The organism is Alloalcanivorax marinus (genome assembly GCF_016785095.1).
Taxonomy (GTDB): Bacteria; Pseudomonadota; Gammaproteobacteria; order Pseudomonadales; family Alcanivoracaceae; genus Alloalcanivorax; species Alloalcanivorax marinus_A.
Genome location: NZ_JAEKJB010000008.1, coordinates 351,290 through 371,566, shown reverse-complemented (window position 1 = coordinate 371,566; position 20,277 = coordinate 351,290). Strand labels below are relative to the sequence as shown.

General features: G+C 65.4%; 20 protein-coding genes and 1 tRNA gene. 18 read left to right on the top strand and 3 right to left on the bottom strand.

Annotation, left to right across the window (positions count from 1 at the left end; all coding sequences use genetic code 11):
• Positions 1-268 precede the first annotated feature (268 nt).
• The 7 genes from JF515_RS08755 to JF515_RS08725 all read left to right on the top strand — a co-directional run bounded on the left by JF515_RS08755 (position 269) and on the right by JF515_RS08725 (position 7,819).
• Positions 269-994, top strand: a complete 726-nt coding sequence (locus JF515_RS08755; protein ID WP_203103265.1) for a response regulator — start codon at positions 269-271, stop codon at positions 992-994.
• Between the two features lie 310 nt (positions 995-1,304).
• A complete protein-coding gene (locus JF515_RS08750; protein ID WP_161384568.1) occupies positions 1,305-1,496 on the top strand; it encodes a DUF2065 family protein in 192 nt (63 codons plus the stop codon).
• A gap of 1 nt (position 1,497) precedes the next feature.
• The gene (locus tag JF515_RS08745; protein ID WP_203103263.1) at positions 1,498-2,676 is read left to right on the top strand and encodes an ATP phosphoribosyltransferase regulatory subunit; all 1,179 of its coding nucleotides are present in this window, start codon (positions 1,498-1,500) and stop codon (positions 2,674-2,676) included.
• Between the two features lie 19 nt (positions 2,677-2,695).
• Entirely contained in the window at positions 2,696-3,988 is a 1,293-nt protein-coding gene (locus tag JF515_RS08740) for an adenylosuccinate synthase (RefSeq protein ID WP_203103261.1), read from the top strand.
• 210 nt (positions 3,989-4,198) lie between these two features.
• Entirely contained in the window at positions 4,199-5,641 is a 1,443-nt protein-coding gene (locus JF515_RS08735; protein ID WP_203103259.1) for an alkaline phosphatase, read from the top strand.
• A gap of 25 nt (positions 5,642-5,666) precedes the next feature.
• A complete protein-coding gene (locus JF515_RS08730) occupies positions 5,667-7,073 on the top strand; it encodes an alkaline phosphatase (protein ID WP_203103257.1) in 1,407 nt (468 codons plus the stop codon).
• Between the two features lie 59 nt (positions 7,074-7,132).
• Positions 7,133-7,819: a hypothetical protein gene (locus tag JF515_RS08725; protein WP_203103255.1), complete on the top strand. Its 687-nt coding sequence runs from the start codon at positions 7,133-7,135 to the stop codon at positions 7,817-7,819.
• An 11-nt stretch (positions 7,820-7,830) separates the two neighbouring features.
• Here the strand turns inward: JF515_RS08725 and JF515_RS08720 are convergent, their stop codons facing one another.
• Positions 7,831-8,049: a hypothetical protein gene (locus JF515_RS08720; protein WP_238400946.1), complete on the bottom strand. Its 219-nt coding sequence runs from the start codon at positions 8,047-8,049 to the stop codon at positions 7,831-7,833.
• Between the two features lie 157 nt (positions 8,050-8,206).
• Positions 8,207-8,293, bottom strand: a tRNA-Leu gene (locus JF515_RS08715).
• Positions 8,294-8,462: 169 nt separating this feature from the next.
• On the opposite strand from JF515_RS08715, the gene rnr reads away from it, so the two are divergent.
• The 11 genes from rnr to JF515_RS08660 all read left to right on the top strand — a co-directional run bounded on the left by rnr (position 8,463) and on the right by JF515_RS08660 (position 19,470).
• A complete protein-coding gene (gene rnr, locus JF515_RS08710; RefSeq protein ID WP_203103253.1) occupies positions 8,463-10,907 on the top strand; it encodes a ribonuclease R in 2,445 nt (814 codons plus the stop codon).
• A gap of 86 nt (positions 10,908-10,993) precedes the next feature.
• Entirely contained in the window at positions 10,994-11,731 is a 738-nt protein-coding gene (gene rlmB, locus JF515_RS08705) for a 23S rRNA (guanosine(2251)-2'-O)-methyltransferase RlmB (RefSeq protein ID WP_238400991.1), read from the top strand.
• Positions 11,732-11,997: 266 nt separating this feature from the next.
• Positions 11,998-12,339 (top strand): 30S ribosomal protein S6, encoded by a 342-nt coding sequence (gene rpsF / locus JF515_RS08700; protein ID WP_203103249.1) that lies wholly within the window; start codon positions 11,998-12,000, stop codon positions 12,337-12,339.
• A gap of 23 nt (positions 12,340-12,362) precedes the next feature.
• On the top strand, positions 12,363-12,650 hold the full coding sequence (priB, locus tag JF515_RS08695) for a primosomal replication protein N (protein ID WP_203103247.1): 288 nt from the start codon (positions 12,363-12,365) through the stop codon (positions 12,648-12,650).
• Between the two features lie 21 nt (positions 12,651-12,671).
• Positions 12,672-12,902, top strand: a complete 231-nt coding sequence (rpsR, locus tag JF515_RS08690) for a 30S ribosomal protein S18 (protein WP_161384846.1) — start codon at positions 12,672-12,674, stop codon at positions 12,900-12,902.
• A 15-nt stretch (positions 12,903-12,917) separates the two neighbouring features.
• Positions 12,918-13,370: a 50S ribosomal protein L9 gene (gene rplI, locus JF515_RS08685; protein ID WP_203103238.1), complete on the top strand. Its 453-nt coding sequence runs from the start codon at positions 12,918-12,920 to the stop codon at positions 13,368-13,370.
• A gap of 117 nt (positions 13,371-13,487) precedes the next feature.
• Entirely contained in the window at positions 13,488-14,879 is a 1,392-nt protein-coding gene (gene dnaB, locus JF515_RS08680; protein WP_203103236.1) for a replicative DNA helicase, read from the top strand.
• A gap of 9 nt (positions 14,880-14,888) precedes the next feature.
• Complete coding sequence (gene alr / locus JF515_RS08675; RefSeq protein ID WP_203103234.1) at positions 14,889-15,959, top strand: alanine racemase; 1,071 nt, start codon at positions 14,889-14,891, stop codon at positions 15,957-15,959.
• A gap of 58 nt (positions 15,960-16,017) precedes the next feature.
• Positions 16,018-17,382 (top strand): DNA repair protein RadA, encoded by a 1,365-nt coding sequence (radA, locus tag JF515_RS08670; RefSeq protein WP_203103232.1) that lies wholly within the window; start codon positions 16,018-16,020, stop codon positions 17,380-17,382.
• 76 nt (positions 17,383-17,458) lie between these two features.
• Complete coding sequence (locus JF515_RS08665; RefSeq protein ID WP_203103230.1) at positions 17,459-18,109, top strand: potassium channel family protein; 651 nt, start codon at positions 17,459-17,461, stop codon at positions 18,107-18,109.
• Positions 18,106-19,470: a TrkH family potassium uptake protein gene (locus JF515_RS08660; RefSeq protein WP_203103228.1), complete on the top strand. Its 1,365-nt coding sequence runs from the start codon at positions 18,106-18,108 to the stop codon at positions 19,468-19,470. Before JF515_RS08665 ends, JF515_RS08660 begins: the two co-directional genes overlap by 4 nt.
• Here JF515_RS08660 and JF515_RS08655 read toward each other — a convergent pair.
• Entirely contained in the window at positions 19,467-20,270 is an 804-nt protein-coding gene (locus JF515_RS08655; RefSeq protein ID WP_203103226.1) for a DUF547 domain-containing protein, read from the bottom strand. The genes JF515_RS08660 and JF515_RS08655 overlap by 4 nt on opposite strands.
• Positions 20,271-20,277 lie beyond the last annotated feature (7 nt).

The following is a 20,277-nucleotide window of genomic DNA, read 5'->3' as shown; positions in this document are numbered from 1 at the left end:
GTTGTGAGTCAGTGGTGAGTGGGCGGCTACGTCCAGATTGGTGAAGCGGATCACACTTTTCCCTAGAGTCCCGCAAACCAGATAGCGAACCACGACCCTGTCCGCCGGAATAGTCGGCGTTCCGATCACCTGACCTTGGGGACGCGCCGGACGGTACCCCGCGGAACGGGGCCGTCATGGTGACGACCGTTCTTTATGCCGTTTTTGGGAAAGCGCCGAGGCCACCGGCGAGCGCCGCGGGCCCCGGTTACTCCGGGGGGGCGCCGTCGTGGCTGACCGCCCGCTCCGCGTGGCGGTGGTCGAGGACTACGGCCCGATGCGGGCGCTATTGGTGCGCGAGCTGGTGGCCGGCGGATTCCGCGCGGTGGGGTACCCGGACGCCGCGTCCCTGTGGAGGCACTTCCCCGGCGAGGTCTTCGACCTGGTGGTCCTCAATATCGGCCTGCCCGATGAGGATGGTTTCTCGGTCAGCCGGCGGCTGCGTCGGGAGAGCCGGATACCGGTGGTGATGGTATCCGGTTACGGCAGCAACGAACATCAGTTGCTGGGCCTGCGCGAAGGCGCCGATGCCTATCTGGTCAAGCCGGTGGACATCCACGTGCTGGTCGCCACGCTGGAGCGGCTGGCGCGGCGGCTGCGGCTGGAGGACCGGGGCGCTCCGCCACGCTCCGCCGGCTGGTGGCTGGCCGAGGACGGCTGGCTGCTGCGGACCCCGGACAACCGCGAAATCGCTCTCAACGGCCATGAACGGGTGCTTCTGTCGCGCCTGCTGGCCGCCGCGGGTGCCTGGGTGCCGGACCCGGAACTGGTGTCCGCCCTGGCCGGCCAGTCGCGCCCCGGAGAGCGCCCGGTGCCGGCCCGCCTGTTCCGCCGCCTGCGCCGTAAGATCGCCGCCTTTACCGGCCTGCCGCCGCCGCTTGAAAGCCGCGCCGGTGCCCATCGTTTCGCCACCCTGATCAACGAAGATGCCTATCGCCGGCGGTGGTCGCCGTGAGGCGGCCATGAGCCGGGGAAGACCGGGCCATGGGTGTGCGCGGGCGGTTCACCGCCTAGCATTGGGGCCGCTGATCGGGACCGGGGAAAAGGGATGAGAAGTCTGAACCACCGCTTCGCCACCGTGCTATTCGTGCTGCAGGTGCTGCTCGCCGCCTTTGCCGTGGGGCTCGCCGTGCATGGCCAACTGGCCCGTGCCGGGCCGGCCGATGACGCCGGCTCCGCGAAGGTGTCTGTGCTTTGGAGGACGTGTTAGAATGCCGTAACCGGGCCCGAGGGACCCGGTTTTTTTGTGGCTATCGGGCGGTGCGATGGACGCGAGCGTACTGATCACGGCGCTGTGCCTGGTTCTGGTCATCGAGGGCATTCCCCTGTTCCTGGCGCCGGCGCGTATGCGCCGGGCGGCGCGGGAACTGGCCGATCTGGATAGTCGCGTGCTGAGACTCATCGGGCTGGCCGCCATGTTATTGGGTGCCGGCCTCCTGCTGCTAACACGGTCCTAGGATGAATCAGGAAGAACAGTGGCTCCTGCCCGACGGCGTCGAGGAAGTCCTCCCCGAACGCGCCCGGGCCATCGAAGAATTGCGGCGGCGCGCCCTGGATCTGTACCGGTCCTGGGGCTACGAACTGGTGTTCCCGCCGCTGATCGAATTCCTGGAATCCCTGCTTAACGGCGCCGGCCGTGATCTCGAGCGGGATACCTTCAAGATCACCGACCAGCTCAGCGGTCGCCTGATGGGCGTGCGCGCCGACATGACTCCGCAGGTGGCGCGCATCGACGCCCACGGCCTGCGCCGCGACGCCCCCACCCGGCTGTGCTATTGCTCCACCGCCCTGCGCGCCAAGCCGCCCCAGGCCGGCGGCACCCGGCTGCCGTATCAACTGGGCGTGGAACTGTTCGGCCATGATGGTGCCGACAGCGACCTGGAAGTGATCCTGCTGCTTCTGGAAACCCTGGATCTTGTCGGAGCCGGCGACCGGGTGGTGTTGGATCTGGGCCATGTGGGCATTTTTCGTGCCCTGGTCGCCGCCTGCGATCTGTCGGAAGCCGACCAGGCCGCCCTGGAAGACATCTACCTGCGCAAGGCACGCACCGAACTGGAACAGTTCGTGGCCAGCCGCGCGCTGCCCGATGCCGCTCGCCACGCCCTGGCGGCGCTGCCGTTCCTGGACGGCGACGCCACGGTGTTCCCGCAGGCGCGCGAACTGCTGGCGGCGTTTCCCGCCGCCACCGAGGCGCTGACGGAGCTGGAAAGCCTGGTGAGCGTACTGCGCGCGCGCGGGGCCCGGGTGCACCTGGACCTGGGTGAACTGCGCGGGTACCACTACCACACCGGCTGCGTGTTCGCCGCCTACCTGCCCGGCGACAGTGAGCCGCTGGCCAAGGGCGGCCGCTACGATCACATCGGCGAAGTGTTCGGCCGCGCCCGGCCGGCCACCGGCTTCAGTGCCGATCTGAAAAAACTGGCGTCGTTGGCGCCGGTCACCCGGGGCGGCGGTATTCTCGCCCGGGGCGTGCTCACCGATGCCGTCTTTACCGATCGCGTGGCGCGCCTGCGCGCCGACGGCGAGCGGGTGGTGCTGGCTCTGGCCGGCGCCGACAACGACCCGGGCGAGCTCGGGTGCGACCGCGAACTGGTGGCCGCCGACGGCGGCTGGACCCTCCAACCCATTTCCTCCTGACAGGCCAAAGCGAACAGCCATGGGCAAGAACGTCGTAATTCTCGGTACCCAATGGGGTGATGAAGGCAAGGGCAAGATCGTCGATCTGCTCACCGACCAGGCCGCCTATGTGGCCCGCTTCCAGGGCGGCCACAATGCCGGCCACACCCTGGTGATCGACGGTGAGAAAACCGTCCTGCATCTGATTCCCTCCGGCATCCTGCGCGAAAACGTCCAGTGCCTGATCGGCAACGGCGTGGTGCTGTCGCTGGAGGCGCTGCTCAATGAAATCCGCGGCCTGGAAGAGAAAGGCGTGCCGGTGCGCGAGCGCCTGCGTCTGTCCTCCGCCTGCCCGCTGATCCTGCCGGTGCACGTGGCCCTGGACCAGGCCCGGGAAGTGGCCCGTGGTGCCCAGAAGATCGGCACCACCGGGCGCGGCATCGGCCCCGCTTACGAAGACAAGGTGGCCCGTCGCGGCGTGCGCCTGGGCGATGTGTTCCACCGTGAACGGTTCGCCGCCAAGCTTGGCGAGGTGATGGACTACCACAACTTCATCCTGCGCAGCTTCTACAATGCCGAGCCGGTGGATTTCCAGCAGACCCTGGATGAGACTCTGGCCCTGGCCGAGGAGATCCGGTCGTTGGTATGCGACGTCACCGCGCGCTTGCACGGGGCACGCGAGCGGGGCGAGAACATTATGTTCGAAGGTGCCCAGGGCACCCTGCTGGACATTGACCACGGCACCTACCCGTACGTCACCAGCTCCAACACCACCGCCGGCGGTACCGCCACCGGCTCCGGCTTCGGCCCGCTTTACCTGGACTACGTGCTGGGCATCACCAAGGCTTACACCACCCGGGTCGGTGGCGGTCCGTTCCCCACCGAGCTGTTCGACGAAACCGGTCGCCACCTGGCGGAAAAGGGCCACGAATTCGGTGCCACCACCGGTCGCGCCCGTCGCTGCGGCTGGTTCGACGCCATTGCCTTGAAGCGGGCCATTCAGATCAACTCGATCAGCGGCCTGTGCCTGACCAAGCTGGACGTGCTCGACGGCCTGGAAGAGGTGAACATCTGCGTGGGCTACAAGGGCCCGGACGGTGAGACCCTGGAATGTGCCTGGGACGCGGACAGCTACGCGGAAGTGACGCCGGTGTACGAATCCGTGCCTGGCTGGCGGGAATCCACCATCGGCGTGAAGAAGCTCGAGGATCTGCCGGAAAACGCCCGCGCTTACCTCAAGCGCATCGAGGAAGTGACCGGCGCGCCCATCGATATCATCTCCACCGGCCCGGACCGGGCCGAGACCATCATCAAGCGCCACCCGTTCGGGTAAGCCACTACATGGGCCCCGCCACTCGGAGGGGCCCGTGCTTTCCCTTCGCCGTTAGCCTTTTTTCAGTGGGATTGTGACCGGGTTCCGGTTGTCTGGCTGCTGTCTTTTTCCTATCGCCTAACTGTCATGAAGCGCCGTGATACTCACCTTTGGGACCGACCCGGGGTTAGTAAAGGTCGGCGGAAATGGACACCATGACAGGATAATCCGATGAAGATGCTCAAGATGGCAGGGCTGGCCCTGGCCGTGACTCTGGCGGGTTGCGGCGGTGATAGCGACAACGACAATAACGGTACGCCGCCGCCCTCTGAAACCAGCAAGAAAAACGTATTGTTCTTTCTGGGTGATGGTATGGGGATCACCACGCTGACCGCCATGCGAATCTACGAAGCGGGAGAAGCCGGCAGCATCACCATTGATGAGCTTCCCGAATCTGCCTTCGTGCGCACCTATTCCGAGGACGGTCAGGTGACCGATAGCGCGCCGTCCATGGCCGCCTATATGACCGGCGTGAAGATGAAGAACGAAGTCATCTCCATGAGCACCGGCACCAACGCCTACGCGCCGGACGGTTCCCAATACGTGGACGCCGACGGCAACACCACCTGTGAGCAAGGTAATGGTTCACCGGTACCCACCTTGCTGGAAAAAATGAAAGCCAGCGGTTACGCCACCGGCGTGGTTACCACCACCCGGGTCACCCATGCCACTCCGGCGACCACCTACGCGCACCTGTGCAACCGTAATGGTGAGAACACCATCGCCGCGCAGATGGTGCCCGGTGGAGAAGGCTACAACGCCGCCCTGGGCGATGGTATCGATGTGGTGCTGGGCGGCGGCCGTCGTCATTTTCTGGCTAACGACAACGGTGGGCGTCGCACCGATGGTCGCGATCTGATCGCGGAAATGCAGGAGGCCGGCTACCAGTACGCCTCCAGCACTTCCGAACTGATGGACGTGGCCGATGAGGACCGTGTGCTGGGTATCTTCACCAGCAGCGATATGAGTTATGAGCTGGATCGCGTTCCCCAGCAGGAACCCAGTCTGGAAGAGATGACCAGCAAGGCCATCGACATGCTGCATGCCCGTGACAGCGGTTTCTTCCTGATGGTGGAAGGGGGGCGTATCGACCACGCGTTGCACGCCAGCAATGCCAAGCGCGCGCTGACCGACGGTATCGCCTTCGATAATGCTATCGCCGCGGCGTTGGAAAAAATGGAAAACATTGACCCGGGCCTGAAAAACACCCTGATCGTGGTGACCGCCGACCATGATCACACTCTGGTGATCAATGGCTACGCCGAACGAACCGGAGCAACCACTGACGGTCACGCCGGCGTGCTGGGCCTGGTGCGCAACTATGCCAACGGTCCGAACAAGGGGACTCCTCGCACCGATGTGGACGGCAACCCCTATACCATTCTCGGCTTCGGCAATGGTCCGAACCGACCGGACAGCCGCGTGGCCCTGGATGAGACCACCACCGCCGGGAACGATTACCTGCAAGAGGCCGCCATCCAGTTGAGCAGCGAAACCCACGGTGGCGGCGACGTCTACCTGGGCGCCACCGGCATGGGCGCCGACGGCTTCCACGGCGTCATCGACAACACCGAGGTGTTCGAGAAGATCACCGCCATCCTCGATCTGGAATAAACCGCCAACCACGCAGGAGAACATCATGAAAGCTTCCATCATTGGCGGTGCGCTGATTTGCTGTGCCGCCGCTCTGGCCACTCAGAACGCGGCCGCCGAGGCCAAGAACATCATTTTCTTCCTGGGCGACGGCATGGGCCCGGTGACGCAAACCGCCGCGCGCATCTACGCGGGTGAAAAACTCGGCCTGGAGATTCCGGAGCGGCATAAGCTGGCCATGGAGCAGTTGCCCTACGCCGCCCGCATCAAAACCTACTCCGAAGACGCCCAGACCACCGACAGCGCCCCGGGCATGGCCAGCTACATGACCGGCATGAAATCCAAGAACGAAGTGATTTCGATGACGCCGGACACCAACCCCAACGACGCCAACGGCAACCCTTACCAGACCAATGGCGACAGCACCTGCCCGGCCAGTGGCAACGGCGAGCGCGCGCAAACGCTGCTGGAAATCCTCAAGGCGCGCGGCTATGGCACCGGCGTGGTATCCACCACGCGCATCACCCACGCCACTCCGGCTACCACCTACGCCCATATCTGCAATCGCAACGCGGAGAACACCATCGCCGCGCAAATGGTGCCGGGCGGTGACGGCTACAACGGCGAGCTGGGCGACGACGGCATCGACGTGATCCTCGGCGGTGGCCGCCGTCACTTTCTGCCCACCACCGACGGCGGGCGGCGCACCGACGGCCGCGACCTGCTGGTGGAAATGCAGAACGCCGGCTACACCTATGTGAGCACCGGTTCCGAGCTGGCCGGCGTGAACCTGGCGGGCACCGACAAGCTGTTCGGGATCTTCAACAGCAGTGACCTGAATTACGAGCTGGACCGGGTTAACGGCGACTTGAACGAGCCGAGCCTGGCGGACATGACCAGCGCCGCCATCGACATCCTGTCGCGCAACCAGGACGGCTATTTCCTGATGGTGGAAGGTGGCCGTATCGACCACGCGCTGCATGGCACCAACGCCAAGCGCGCGCTGGAAGACACGCTGGCCTTCGACGAAGCCATCGCCACGGCGGTGAGCAAGGTAGATATGGAAGACACGCTAATCGTGGTTACCGCCGACCATGACCACGTGATGGCCTTTAACGGTTACTCCAAGATTGGCAATCCGGTGCTTGGGCTGCTTAAGGAATATCGCAGTGGTGAGCTGGCGTTGGACGCTCAGGGCAAGCCCTTCACTACCCTGGTGTTTGGCAACGGTGGTGGCCCCCGCGAGGCGAGCCGTGCCACCCTGACTGAAAGCGAGGTTTTGGAAGACGATTACCTGCAGGAAGTGGGTGTGCGTCTCGGTGGTCCGGGCAGCGAGACGCACGGTGGTGGTGACATCCGTCTCACCGCCGGCGGCGCAGGTAGTGAACAGTTCAAGGGCACCCTGAACAACATCGAGGTGTTCGGTCTGATTCAGGACGCGATGGGGCTGTAATGCTTCGCGTTTCAAAGGGTGGTCGTTTCCGGCCACCCTTTTTTATGGAGAAGGAAAACGTGAGTAAAGTTATCAATCGCATGGGGTGCCTGGCCGTGGCGCTGGTTCTGATGATGCCGCCGGTCGCCTCGGCCGAGCCAGTCGAGGCGTTGCGTGTCGAATACCAGCAATGGCAGATCGGGCGTGACGGCGTACGCCAGCAAATGGACTACGCGGAAACCCTGTACCGCGAGGAAAACGCCCTGTGGATCGAGCGTGAGATCCCGGAGGCGGCGGAACGGGAACACGACCAGCACGCCCACGGCGGGTTGGGCCACAAACATGCCGATGTGGTGGGCGCGCCGCTGTGGATTCGCCGCGATGGCCAGGGCAACCTGGACGTCAAACTGGTGGATCGCCACGAGAAACGACTCATCGATATCGCTCGCCCCTACTATGGCAACGTGGGGTTCGACGGCCATTGGGCGGAAAGCTGGGCACTGGCGGACCCGCGCGCACTGGAGTCCCTGAAGCCGGCGTCCACCGACGAAAATGGCAGAGAAACCTATCAATTGGAGCGGGGCGATCATAGCATCACTCTGGTATGGGACCCGACTGGGCGTTACGCGGTGTCGATCATCGCGCAGGGCAGGCAAGGCCTGTCCGGGCGTACAATTCGTGCCACCCCGTTGGCGGCACCCGACAACATGCCCTGGGATGACCTGGGAGATTATCGGGACCGGGATTACTCGGATTTGCTGGATTGAGTCGGAAGGGCTCAGCGCCGGCGGCGGGTGATGATGACCAGGGCGATGGTCAGGCCCAGGACGCCGGCGGGAAACAGCAACAACAGGCGCTCGCGGCGTTCGATCTTCTCGCGTTGGGCATTGGCTTTCTGGATTTCCGGATGGACCGCGCCGTCATCCTGCTGGGCGGGGGCGGGCGGAGCCATCGTCAGGCCCAGGGCAAGCATCAGGGAAAGGATCAATAAGCGCATGCGGTACCGGCGTCGTTCACGAAGGAGATGCTGGCCGCCTTTTCGCGGGCGGCTCCGAGGCCGGATAGTGGGCCAGTTCGGCGGGGCATGCAAGGCCACCGGCCGGGAGTCCGGCCGAGAAACGAAAAAGGCTCCCTGTTGGGAGCCTTTCTCTAATTGGTGCCGAGGAGAGGACTTGAACCTCCACGGGGTTGCCCCCACTAGCACCTGAAGCTAGCGTGTCTACCAATTTCACCACCTCGGCAAGTCGCGATTCGTTTCGAGAACGCTTCATCGCGAAAGCGCGTGCATTCTAGTATATGATGACCGGATGTCAACGGTTGATTTCCTCTCTTTTCCCGCTGCGTTAAGGTAGCCGCCACTGGCGCCGCCTCGGGGCGCGCTAATACATGTATTTTCATAGAGGTTGTTGAATGTCCAGGAAACGCTACAAGGATCCCCACGCGGACCGGGAAGCGGAGAAATACGAAAATCCGGTGCCCAGCCGCGAATTGATCCTTAAGGTCCTCGACGACCAGGGAAAGCCGCTCGGCAAGCATCAGCTCGCCGACATCCTGGAGGTGGGTGAGGACGGCGAGGTGGGCCTGGAGCGCCGCCTCAAGGCGATGCTGCGCGACGGCCAGTTGGTGGAGAACCGCAACGGCAAGGTGGGCATCGCCTCGCGCATGGACCTGATCGCCGGTCGGGTGCAGGCGCACCGCGACGGTTTCGGCTTCCTGATCGCCGACGAGCCCGGTCGCAAGGATTTGTTCCTGGCCCCGCGCCAGATGCAGAAGGTGATGGACGGCGACCGGGTGCTGGTCAGCGTGGCCGGCTTCAACCGGTTTGGAAAGGAAGAGGCGCGCATCGTCGAGATCGCCGAGCGGGCGGTCACCGAGATCGTTGGCCGCTACCGCCAGGAGGCCGGCGTGGCCTTCATCGATCCGGAAAACCGCCGCATTACCAAGGAAGTGCTGGTCGAGGACCACAACGACATCAAGCCGGCCCCCGGCGACCATGTCCGTGCCGAGATCACCCAGTACCCGTCCCGGGACCACAACGTGCTGGTGCGCCTGGAAGAGATCATCGCCACGCCGGATCAGCCGGGCATGGAAGTGGATGTGGCCCTGCGCCGTTTCGAGATTCCCCACCAGTGGCCGGAGGGCGTGGAAGCCGACGCGGAGCGCTTCGGCGCCGAGGTGCCCCATCCCGCCAAGGCCCACCGGGTGGACCTGCGCGACCTGCCGCTGGTGACCATCGACGGCGAGGACGCCCGTGACTTTGACGATGCCGTCTACGTGGAGCGCCGCAAGCGCGGCGGTTGGCGGCTGATCGTGGCGATCGCCGACGTCAGCCATTACGTGCACCCCAACAGCCCGCTGGACAACGAAGCCCACAAACGTGGCAATTCGGTGTACTTCCCCAACCGGGTGGTACCGATGTTGCCGGAGGCCCTGTCCAACGGTCTGTGCTCGCTGAACCCCCATGTGGACCGGCTGTGTCTGTATTGCGACATGCTGGTGTCCGCCAATGGCCGGGTGTCGCGCTTCGTGTTCCGCGAGGGCGTGATGCGCTCCCGTCACCGTCTCACCTACACCAAGGTGGGCGCGCTCATCGAGGAGCCGGAATCGCAGCTGGCGATCAAGACCGTGGACAGCCTGGACGACGAGTCCCTGGATTCGATCTGGGCCTTCCACGAGATGTACACCGCCCTGCGCCGGCGCCGGGAGCTGCGCGGCGCCATCGATTTCGAGAGCGACGAGAGCCGCATTCTCTACGACGAGCACCAGAAGATCCGCGACATCGTGCCGGTGCATCGCAACGTGGCCCACGTGATGATCGAGGAGGCCATGCTGGCCGCCAACATCTGTGCCGCCCGCCTGCTGGAAAAAGCCGGCGTGCCGACCCTGTTCCGTAACCACGAGCCGCCCAAGGAAGAGCGCCTGGCCAATCTGCAGCAGTTCCTGGGCGGGCTGGGTCTGAGCCTGGCCTGGTCGGAAGGCTCCATCACCCCGCAGGTGTTCCAGGAACTGGGCGAGGCCATCGCCGAGCGTCCGGACCGTCAGGTGATTCAGACCATGATGTTGCGCACCATGTCCCAGGCTAAGTACGAGGCGGAGGTGAAGGGTCACTTCGGGCTGGCGTACAACGCCTATACCCACTTCACCTCGCCGATTCGCCGTTACCCGGACCTGCTGGTGCACCGCGCCATCCGCTATCTGATCCGTGGCGGCGCCGAGACGCCCCACGCGGACAACCCGGGCGATTTGCCGGCGATCCCCCAGGATCACATTCTGCCCTACAGCCAGAGCGGCATGGTCGCCATGGGCGAGCACTGCTCGATGACCGAGCGGCGCGCCGACGAGGCCACCCGCGACGTGGTGCAGTGGCTCAAGTGTCAGTACATGGAGGATCACCTGGGCGAGGAATTCGATGGCGTGGTCAGCGGCGTGGCCGCCTTCGGTCTGTTCATCCAGATCCAGGATCTGCACATCGACGGTCTGGTGCACGTGGCCAACCTGGACAGCGACTATTACCACTTCGACGACGTCAACATGGCGCTGATCGGGGAATCCTCCGGGCGCCGTTTCAGCCTTGGTGACGGCGTGCGGGTGAAGGTGGCCGGCGTGCACACCGACGAACGCAAGATCGACCTGGAACTGATCAGCAGCACGCCCGCCAAGGGGCGGCGTGGCGGCGGCAAGAAAAAAGCCGCCAGCGGCAACAAAAAAGCCTCCGGTGGGCAGTCCAGGGGCGGCTCCGGGAAAGGTGCTTCCGAACGCGAGAAGCTGGCCCGGGGCGAAATCCCCAAGGGCGGCAAGGGTGATGGCAAGAGCGATGGCAAGGGCGGCGCCGGCAAGCGCCGTCGCCGCCGCTGAGCACGGTCGCCATGAGCGACCCGCAAGCGCCGCGCCGCCCGGCCGGCAAGCCCGGTGCCCGCAAGGGCGGCCAGGCCAAGCCGCTGATGTATTCCGGCATCCACGCCGTGGAGTCGTTGTTGAGGCATCGCCCGGAGGGCGTGCTGGAGCTGTTCGTGCTGGACAGCCGCGCCAGGCGCGGTGACGCCCGCCTGGAGACCCTGATGATCGCCGCCCGGGACCAGGGCATCGCCGTGCAACTGGCGCGCCGCGAATCCCTGGACAAGCTGGCCGGCCCGCAGAACCAGGGCGTGGCTGCCCGGGCCCGACCGCGCCGGCCCGGTGACGATGCCGCCCTGGCCGATTATCTGGATCGCCTGGGCCGCCCGCCGCTGCTGTTGATCCTGGAAGGCGTCACCGATCCGCACAACCTGGGCGCTTGCCTGCGCAGTGCCGACGCCGTCGGGGTAGATGCGGTGATCGTGCCGCGTCGCCATGCCGCCGGCCTGACCCCGGTGGCCTGCCGCAGCGCCGCCGGCGCCGCCGAGTCGCTGCCGTACTTCGAGGTGGGCAACCTGGCACGGCTGCTGGAAGGCCTCCAGGAGCGCGGCATCCGCGTCGCCGGCACCGCCCTTCAAGAGCACAGCGCGTCGCTGTTCGAGTATCAACCGCCGGCGGCCCTGGCGTTGGTCATGGGCGCCGAGGGCGAGGGCCTGCGGCGCCTGACCCTGGAGCGCTGCGACGATTTGCTGGCGATTCCCATGGCCGGCTATGTACAGAGCCTGAACGTGTCCGTGGCCACCGGGGTGGTGTTGTTCCATATCCGCGCCGCGTTGGCGCGCTAACACGCTTACATGCTGGCACGCTAAATCGGTGCCACCGGCCCGTCTTGCGGGTTTGCAGAAAGCGGGGTGCCAATTCGCAATCCGTTCCGCCGCGGGTTTTGACTTAGCGTGTAAGCGTGTAAGCGTGTTGCGTGCCAGCGCCCTTGAGCCCGGACGCCGTCTGGGCTAGAATCCCCGCCCTTCCGCTTTTCCGGTCCGCCGGGAGGGCGGAACTCCTTGCCTCACCGCCTACCGTGGGAGGCTGCGCAATCCGAAAGGAGACCACAATGCGTCATTATGAAGTCGTGTTCCTGGTCCATCCGGACCAGAGTGAACAAGTTCCCGCCATGGTGGAACGCTACGTCGCCATCGTTACCGATGGTGGTGGCATCATCCACCGTCAGGAAGATTGGGGCCGCCGTCAGCTGGCCTACCCGATCAACAAGATCCACAAGGCACACTATGTGCTGCTGAACATCGAATGTGACGGCGACACCCTCGCCGAACTGGAAAACACCTTCCGGTTCAACGATGCCGTAATCCGTCACCTCGTGGTTCGCCGTCATCGGGCCATCCCCGAAGCCTCGCCGCTGGCGAAATCCAACGAGAAGGAGGAGGCCGCCAGCTGATTTCCGACGGCAATCACTGCCAGATGACCGGTGTCATCGCCCGCCTGGAACAGGCGGCGGTTACTCCGGCCGGTGTGTCCCGCCAGCGGTTCTGGCTGGAACACCGCTCCCGGCAGGAGGAAGACGGTCACCCCCGTGAAGTCCAGGTACGTCTCGCCGTGGTTCTGGTCGGTCGCAAGGCCGAACTGATCCAGGGTTTGAAGGAAGGACAAAACGTGAAGGTGACGGGGTTTCTCAGCCGGGCCGGTTACAAGGGCGAAGCCCGCGACCGGGTGCAGTTGATTGCGGAAACACTGGTGCCCCTGGACTAGGAATCGAGAGGAGAATTATCCATGGCCCGTTTTTATCGCCGTCGCAAGTTCTGCCGCTTCACCGCGGAAGGTGTCGAGTTCATTGACTACAAGGACCTCGACACCCTGAAAGCCTACATCACCGAGACCGGCAAGATCGTGCCCAGCCGCATCACCGGCACCAAGGCGCGCTATCAGCGTCAGCTGGCCACCGCTGTCAAGCAGGCCCGCTTCCTGGCGCTGCTGCCGTACTCCGACAGCCACGACAATTAAGCCGAGGGGACCGTCATGCAAGTGATCCTGCTGGAAACCATCAAGAACCTGGGTGACCTGGGCTCCGTGGTGGACGTTCGCCCCGGTTACGGTCGTAACTTCCTGATCCCGCAAGGCAAGGCCCTGCCGGCGACCAAGGACAATCTGGCCGAGGTGGAAGCACGCCGCGCCGAGCTGGAGAAGCAAGCCGCCGAGCAACTCAGCGCCGCCGAAGGCCGTGCCGAGAAGCTGGCCGAAGCCAACGTTACCGTGGCCGCCAAGTCCGGCGACGAAGGCAAGCTGTTCGGCTCCGTGGGCACCGTCAACATCGCCGATGCCATCACCGAGCAGACCGGCGTGGAAGTGGCCAAGGCCGAGGTCAAACTGCCCTATGGCGCGATCCGCCAGACCGGCGAGTACGAGATCGACCTGACCCTGCACGCCGACGTGACCGTGACCATCAAGCTGACGGTGGTGCCCCAGGAATAAGGGCCTCGCCGCCAGTGTTCCCGGCCGGGTTTGCCCGACCGGGGGCGCGGTGACAGAATCAAGGGCACCGTCCGGTCTCGGGCGGTGCCTTTTTCGTTTACGCCATGCGGACCCGCCATGACCGAACCCCTAAGCCTGGACGATCACCTGCCGGATAACTTGCGCGTTCCCCCCAATTCCCTGGAAGCGGAACAGGCGGTACTGGGGGGGCTGCTGCTCAACAACGACGCCTGGGACGATGTGGCCGAGCGGGTCGGCGTCAAGGACTTCTACCGCAAGGAACACCGGCAGATCTTCGAAGTGATCGGCCAGTTGGTGGAAGAGGAAAAGCCCAGTGACCTGGTGACCGTGTCTCAGGCGCTCACTCACCTCGGGCAGTTGGAAGAAACCGGCGGCATGACCTACCTGTCGGAGCTGGCCCGCAACACTCCCAGCGCCGCCAACATCACCGCCTACGCGGACATCGTCCGCGAACGCAGTATTCTGCGGCAGTTGATCCAGGTGTCCCACCGCATCGCCGACCAGTCCTTCCAGCCCAAGGGCAAGCCTTCCCTGGAGATCCTCGACGACGCCGAATCGTCGATTTTCGAGATCGCCGAGCAGCAAAAAAAGGGCGATGGCCCTCAGAACATCAAGGCGGTGCTCAAGAAGGCGGTGGACCGCATCGACGAGCTGTACCGCAACAAGAACTCGCTGACCGGTCTGACCACCGGTTTCGAGGAGCTGGACAAGATGACCGCCGGCCTGCAGCCCGCCGACATGGTGGTGGTGGCAGGCCGGCCTTCCATGGGTAAGACCACCTTCGCCATGAACTTGTGCGAGAACGTGGCGCTCAAGGCCCACAAGCCGGTGCTGGTGTTTTCCATGGAGATGCCCGCGGATTCCATCGTCATGCGGATGCTGTCGTCCCTGGGGCGCATCAACCAGGGCGCGATCCGTTCCGGTCGCCTGGAGCAGGACGACTGGCCGCGCATCACCTCGGCGATCCAGATGCTCAGCGAACAGAAGTTCTACATCGACGACACGCCGGCGCTGAGCCCGCTGGAAATGCGCGCCCGCGCCCGCCGGGTGGCGCGCGAATGCGGTGGCGAGCTGGGCATGATCATGGTCGATTACCTGCAGCTCATGCAGGTGCCCGGCGCCGACAGCCGGGTCAACGAGATCTCGGAGATCTCGCGCTCGCTCAAGGGGTTGGCGAAGGAACTCAACTGCCCGCTGATCGCGCTGTCGCAGCTCAACCGCTCCCTGGAGCAGCGCCCCAACAAACGCCCGGTAATGTCGGACTTGCGGGAATCCGGGGCCATCGAGCAGGACGCCGACTTGATCATGTTCCTCTATCGCGACGAGGTTTATAACCAGGACACCACGGAAAAAGGCATCGCCGAGGTAATCATCGGCAAGCAGCGGAACGGCCCCATCGGCACGACACGCCTGGCGTTCCGCGGTGAGTTCACCCGCTTCGACGACCTGGCGCCGGAGTACTATCAGCAATACAGCAGCGACGAGTAGGAGCGGGCCATGCGCGGTACCCTGCTAGAGCTGCGCCCCGCCGCGCTCGCCGCCAATGCCCGCCGGGCGCGGGCGCTGGCCGGCGGTGCCCGGGTGTTCGCCATGGTCAAGGCGGACGGCTACGGCCACGGCCTGGGGCTGGCGGCCAGGGCCCTGGCCCACCAGGTGGATGGCCTGGGCGTGGCGGTAATGGAGGAGGCCCAGGCACTGCGCCACCTGGGGCTGGCCCATCCGCTGCTGGTGGCGGAAGGGTTCTTCGACGCCGACGAGCTGGCTCTGGCCGCGCGCCTGCACGCCGAGGTGGTGGTGCATTCGCCCTGGCAGGTGGATCTGCTGGTCGCCCGCCCCCAGCCGGTGGGCGTCTGGCTCAAGGTCAATACCGGCATGAACCGTCTCGGCATGGCCCCGGACCTGGCCCGCGCCCAGGCCGCCCGGCTGCGCGGTCTGAAGGGCGTGCGGCTGCTTGGCGTGATGAGTCATTTCGCCTGTGCCGACGTCGCGGACGATCCGCTCACCGAGCATCAACTTGAACTGGCCCGAACCCTGGCCGGCGAGTTGGGGGTGCCGCTGAGCGCCGCCAACTCCGCCGCGCTGATTCGCTACCCTCGGGCCCGTGCCGAGCGGGTGCGCCCGGGTATCATGCTGTATGGCTCTTCCCCCTTCGCATGGCGCGCCGCCGCCGACCTGGACCTGAGCGTTACCCAGCGTTTCAGTGCCCGACTGATCGCCATCAACCCGGTGCAGGCCGGCGATAGCGTCGGCTACGGCGCCACCTGGACCGCTACCGGACCAGGGCGCATCGGCGTGGTGGCGGTGGGCTACGGCGACGGCTACCCGCGCCATGCCCCCAACGGCACGCCCCTGGCGGTGAACGGCCGGCGCACCGTGCTCGCCGGGCGGGTGTCCATGGACATGATCACCGTGGATCTGAACGGCATCGATGCCCGGGTCGGCGATGAGGTGGAGCTGTGGGGTGATGTGGTGTCCGTGGATGAAGTGGCTGCTGCCTGCGGTACCATCAGCTACGAATTGTTCTGTCAGATCACTGCTCGACCGGTGCGGGTGATCACCGAATCGTGATACCGCCACTGTAGGAGCGCCGCCGGGCCGCTCCTGCAGAGCGAATGAAGGAGCCGTCGTGGCAAAAAAGAAAACCGCCTTTGTGTGCACTGACTGCGGTGCCGACTTTCCCAAATGGCAGGGCCAGTGCCCGGCCTGTGGCGCCTGGAACACCCTGCAGGAATTCGTGGTCGACCAGGCCACGCCGAAAACCCGTTCCAGTGGTCGCGGCGGCTACACCGGCCAGCTCTCCGAGGTGCGCAACCTGGACGAGATCGTGCTGGAGGAAACGCCACGCATCGGCACCGGCATGGGCGAGCTGGACCGGGTGCTGGGCGGCGGCCTGGTGCCGGGCTCGGCGATCCTGATCGGCGGCCACCCGGGCGCCGGCAAGTCCACCCTGCTGCTGCAGACCCTGTGCCGACTGGCCGACCAGCAGCATTGCCTGTACATCACCGGCGAGGAATCCCTGGCCCAGGTGGCGCTGCGCGCCGACCGTCTCAAGCTGCCCAAGGACAAGCTGCGGCTGGCGGCGGAAACCGACGTGGAGCAGATCATCGAACTGGCCCGCAAGGAGCAGCCGCGCCTGCTGGTGGTGGACTCGATCCAGGTGATGTACCTGTCCGGCCTGCAATCGGCGCCGGGCTCGGTGGCCCAGGTGCGCGAATGCGCCGCCGCCCTGACCCGCTTCGCCAAGCAAACCGGCACCGTGTTGCTGCTGGTGGGTCACGTCACCAAGGACGGCACCCTGGCCGGGCCCAAGGTGCTGGAGCACATGATCGACTGCTCGCTGATGCTGGAAGGCTCCACGGACTCGCGCTTTCGCACCCTGCGCGGGCTGAAGAACCGGTTCGGCGCGGTCAACGAGCTGGGTGTGTTCGCCATGACCGGCGAGGGTCTGAAGGAAGTGAAGAACCCGTCCGCCATCTTCCTCAACCGCGCCGAGGAAATCGCCGCCGGGTCCCTGGTGACGGTGGTCTGGGAAGGCACCCGGCCGTTGCTGGTGGAGCTGCAGGCGCTGGTGGACGCCAGCCACTTCGGCAATCCGCGCCGGGTGTGCGTGGGTCTGGAGGCCAACCGGCTGGCGATGCTGCTGGCGGTGTTGCACCGCCACGGTGGCATTCAGGTGGGTGACCAGGACGTGTTCGCCAACGTGGTGGGCGGCGTCAAGGTGGCGGAAACCGCCGCCGACCTGGCGCTGGTGTTGTCGATCGTGTCCAGCTTCCGGGACCGGCCCCTGGGCCGGGACCTGGTGGTGTTCGGCGAGATCGGCCTGTCCGGCGAGATCCGCCCGGTTCCCCAGGGCCAGGAGCGTCTGCATGAAGCGGTGAAACACGGCTTTCGCCGTGCCATCATTCCCAAGGCCAACCTGCCCCGGCAGCGGCCGGAAGGCGTCGAGGTGATTGCCGTGAGCACCCTCGCCGAAGCCCTGGAACAGTTATAGTAGGAGCGACTTCAGTCGCGAAGCGGAGGTCATTCGCGGCTAAAGCCGCTCCTGCAAAAACCGGAAAGGAGCGTGCATGAAGAAGCAATTCGCGGTAATCGGGCTGGGCGGGTTCGGCGAGGCGGTGGCCTTGGAGTTGATGCGTCTCGGCCATGAAGTGCTGGGCGTGGACTCCGACCAGGACAAAGCCAACCACCTGGGCGACAAGCTCACCCAGACGGTGATCACCAACGCCACCGACGAAGACGCCCTGGCGGAACTGGATCTGGACCGCTTCGACGCCGTTCTGGTAGCCATAGGCGCTCATATCGAGGCCAGCATTCTGTGCACCATGATGGTCAAATCCCTGGGCGCCAAGGAGGTCTGGGTCAAGGCCATCACCCCCACGCATCACAAGATCGTCGAGAAGCTGGGCGCCGACCGGGTGCTGCATCCGGAATACGAAATGGGCCTGCGCGTGGCGCAGAGCCTGGCGCACCCCAACATGCTCGACTACATCGGTCTGGGGGATAACTACTTCGTCATCGAGATCCGCCCCGGCGAGGTACTGGAGGACCGGCCCCTGTCCGACCTGCGCATCGATGATTTCGAGGTACGCCTGCTGGCCATCAAGCATGGTCAGAGCGTGAGCCTCAGCCCGGACCCGGAGCAGCGCCTGCGCCGCAACGACCACCTGGTGCTGGTCGGCGAGGAACAGGCCCTGCGGCGTTTTTCGGCGAGCCTGTGAGAACCTGGCACCCGGGCCTGCGCGGCCGCGCCGCCCGCCAGTTGCGCCGCGCCTGGCGGTACGGACCGCCGGTGATCCTGGCGGCCAGCTTCGCGGTGCTGATCGTGATCGGTGCGCTGCTGTTGTGGCTGCCGGTGGCCAGCGAGGACGGCCTGAGTTTGTGGCAGGCGCTGTTCACCGCCTGCTCGGCGGTGACCGTCACGGGCCTGGTGGTGGTGGACACCGGCGCCCAGCTCACCCTGTTCGGGCAGGCCGTGGTACTGGTGCTGATTCATCTCGGTGGTCTCGGCCTGATGACCTTCGCCGCGCTCACCGTGATGGCCCTGGGCGGACGCTTCGGCCTGCGCGGCCAGCGGTTGGTGCGTGAAGCACTGGACCAGACCTCCCCCGGTGACGTGCTCGCCCTGGTGCGTCATGTGGCGCTGCTGGCGTTTTCCCTGGAAGCGGTGGGCGTGATCCTGTTGGCCACTGTCTGGGTGCCGGAAATGGGCTGGGCCCGCGGGCTCTGGTTCAGTCTGTTCCATGCCGTCTCCGCCTTCAACAACGCCGGTTTCGGCTTGCTGCCGGACAGCCTCTCCGCCTGGGCCGGCCATCCGCTGGTCAATATCGTCATCACCGCGTTGTTCATCATCGGCGGCCTGGGGTTCACCGTGGTGGTGGATCTGTGGCGCCGCCGCCGTTTTCAGGCCCTGACCCTGCACAGCAAGCTGACCCTGGTGGGCACCCTGGTGCTGGCGGTGGGCGGTGGCTTATTGATCCTGCTGCTGGAATGGAACAACGCGCGCACCCTGGGGGCGCTGCCGGTGGGCGAACGCTTCTGGGCCGCCTGGTTCACGGCGGTGACGCCGCGCACCGCCGGTTTCAACACGGTGGACACGGCGGGCCTGGGCGTGCCGGCCATGCTGTTGGTGATGTTCCTGATGTTTATTGGGGGCGGCAGCAACTCCACCGCCTCGGGCATCAAGGTCAGCACCTTCATGGTTTTGCTGCTGTCCACCCGTGCTTTTCTGATGGGCAATGCGCAGACCACCATCTTCCGGCGCGCGGTGGCCCGGGACGCGGTATTCCGCGCCCACGCGGTGGTCATGCTGAGCCTGATCCTGCTGGCGCTGGCGTGTTTTATTCTGGTGGTGCTGGCGCCCGAACAGGCGCCACTGGATGTGTTTTTCGAGGCGGTGTCCGCGTTCGGCACGGTGGGTTTGTCCCGGGGCCTTACCGCCGATCTTTCCGCGCCGGCCCAGGGCATTCTCATGCTGCTGATGTTCGTCGGTCGCATCGGGCCGTTGGCGTTCGCCTATGCACTGGCTCGCCCGCGGCCCGCCAAGGTACGTTTCACCGAGGATCAGGTTCAGATCGGTTAGTGCCCGGCGCCATCGTTGAGCGACCAGTCGTAGTCGAGAAAGTCGATTTCCAGGTCGCCGTCGCGCAGCGCCGCACGGACCGTATCGGGCAGGCCCAGGGCATCGCCGTGGGCCGCCAGCCAGGCACCGAGATCCCCGCCCGCCGTTTCGAAGTCGGATTCATACCAGTTGAAGATCGGCGAGACCTCCAGGGCGCCGTCGCGGTAGCGGTTGCGTTGCCGGTCGGAGAGAAAGCGGCGGGTGGCGTCGTCGAGCTGGTCGTTCAGACGGGCACCGGTGTAGGCCTCCGGGCGCAGTGCCGGGCAGCCCACCGAGGCGCAGTTCACGGCGAAATGAATGCGCTCGTCCATCAGCGCCGGGTTGCCCCGGATCATTCCGTGCTCCAGTTCGTCCAGGGTGCGTTCTTCGCCGAGCAGTGAGAAGAAGCGTTGTTTCCAGGGGCCTCGGAAGATCGAGCCAATATCGCGGATGGAATCGGGACGTGGCTCCTGGCGCAGGATCAATTCCACGGTGAAGGCGTTGTAGGCGTTGATCAGGAACGCCAGCCGTGAAGCCCGGGGAAAGCTCTGGAAGCGTTCGGTGGGCAATGCGCTGAGTTGTCCCAGGTAGCCGCGCAGTGCTTCCCGGTCGGCGGCGAAACCGTCGTAATCCACCGTCGAGGCGACGCCGTCGCGGCGCCAGGTCACATGCTGCTGGAGCAGCCTGTCCCAGGCCGAGTGATCGAAGTCCGTGGCGGCAAGGGCCGGGGGCGCCGCCCAGGGCATCAGCAGTAACAACAAAAGCCAGCGGGGAAGGCGCATGGCGGGT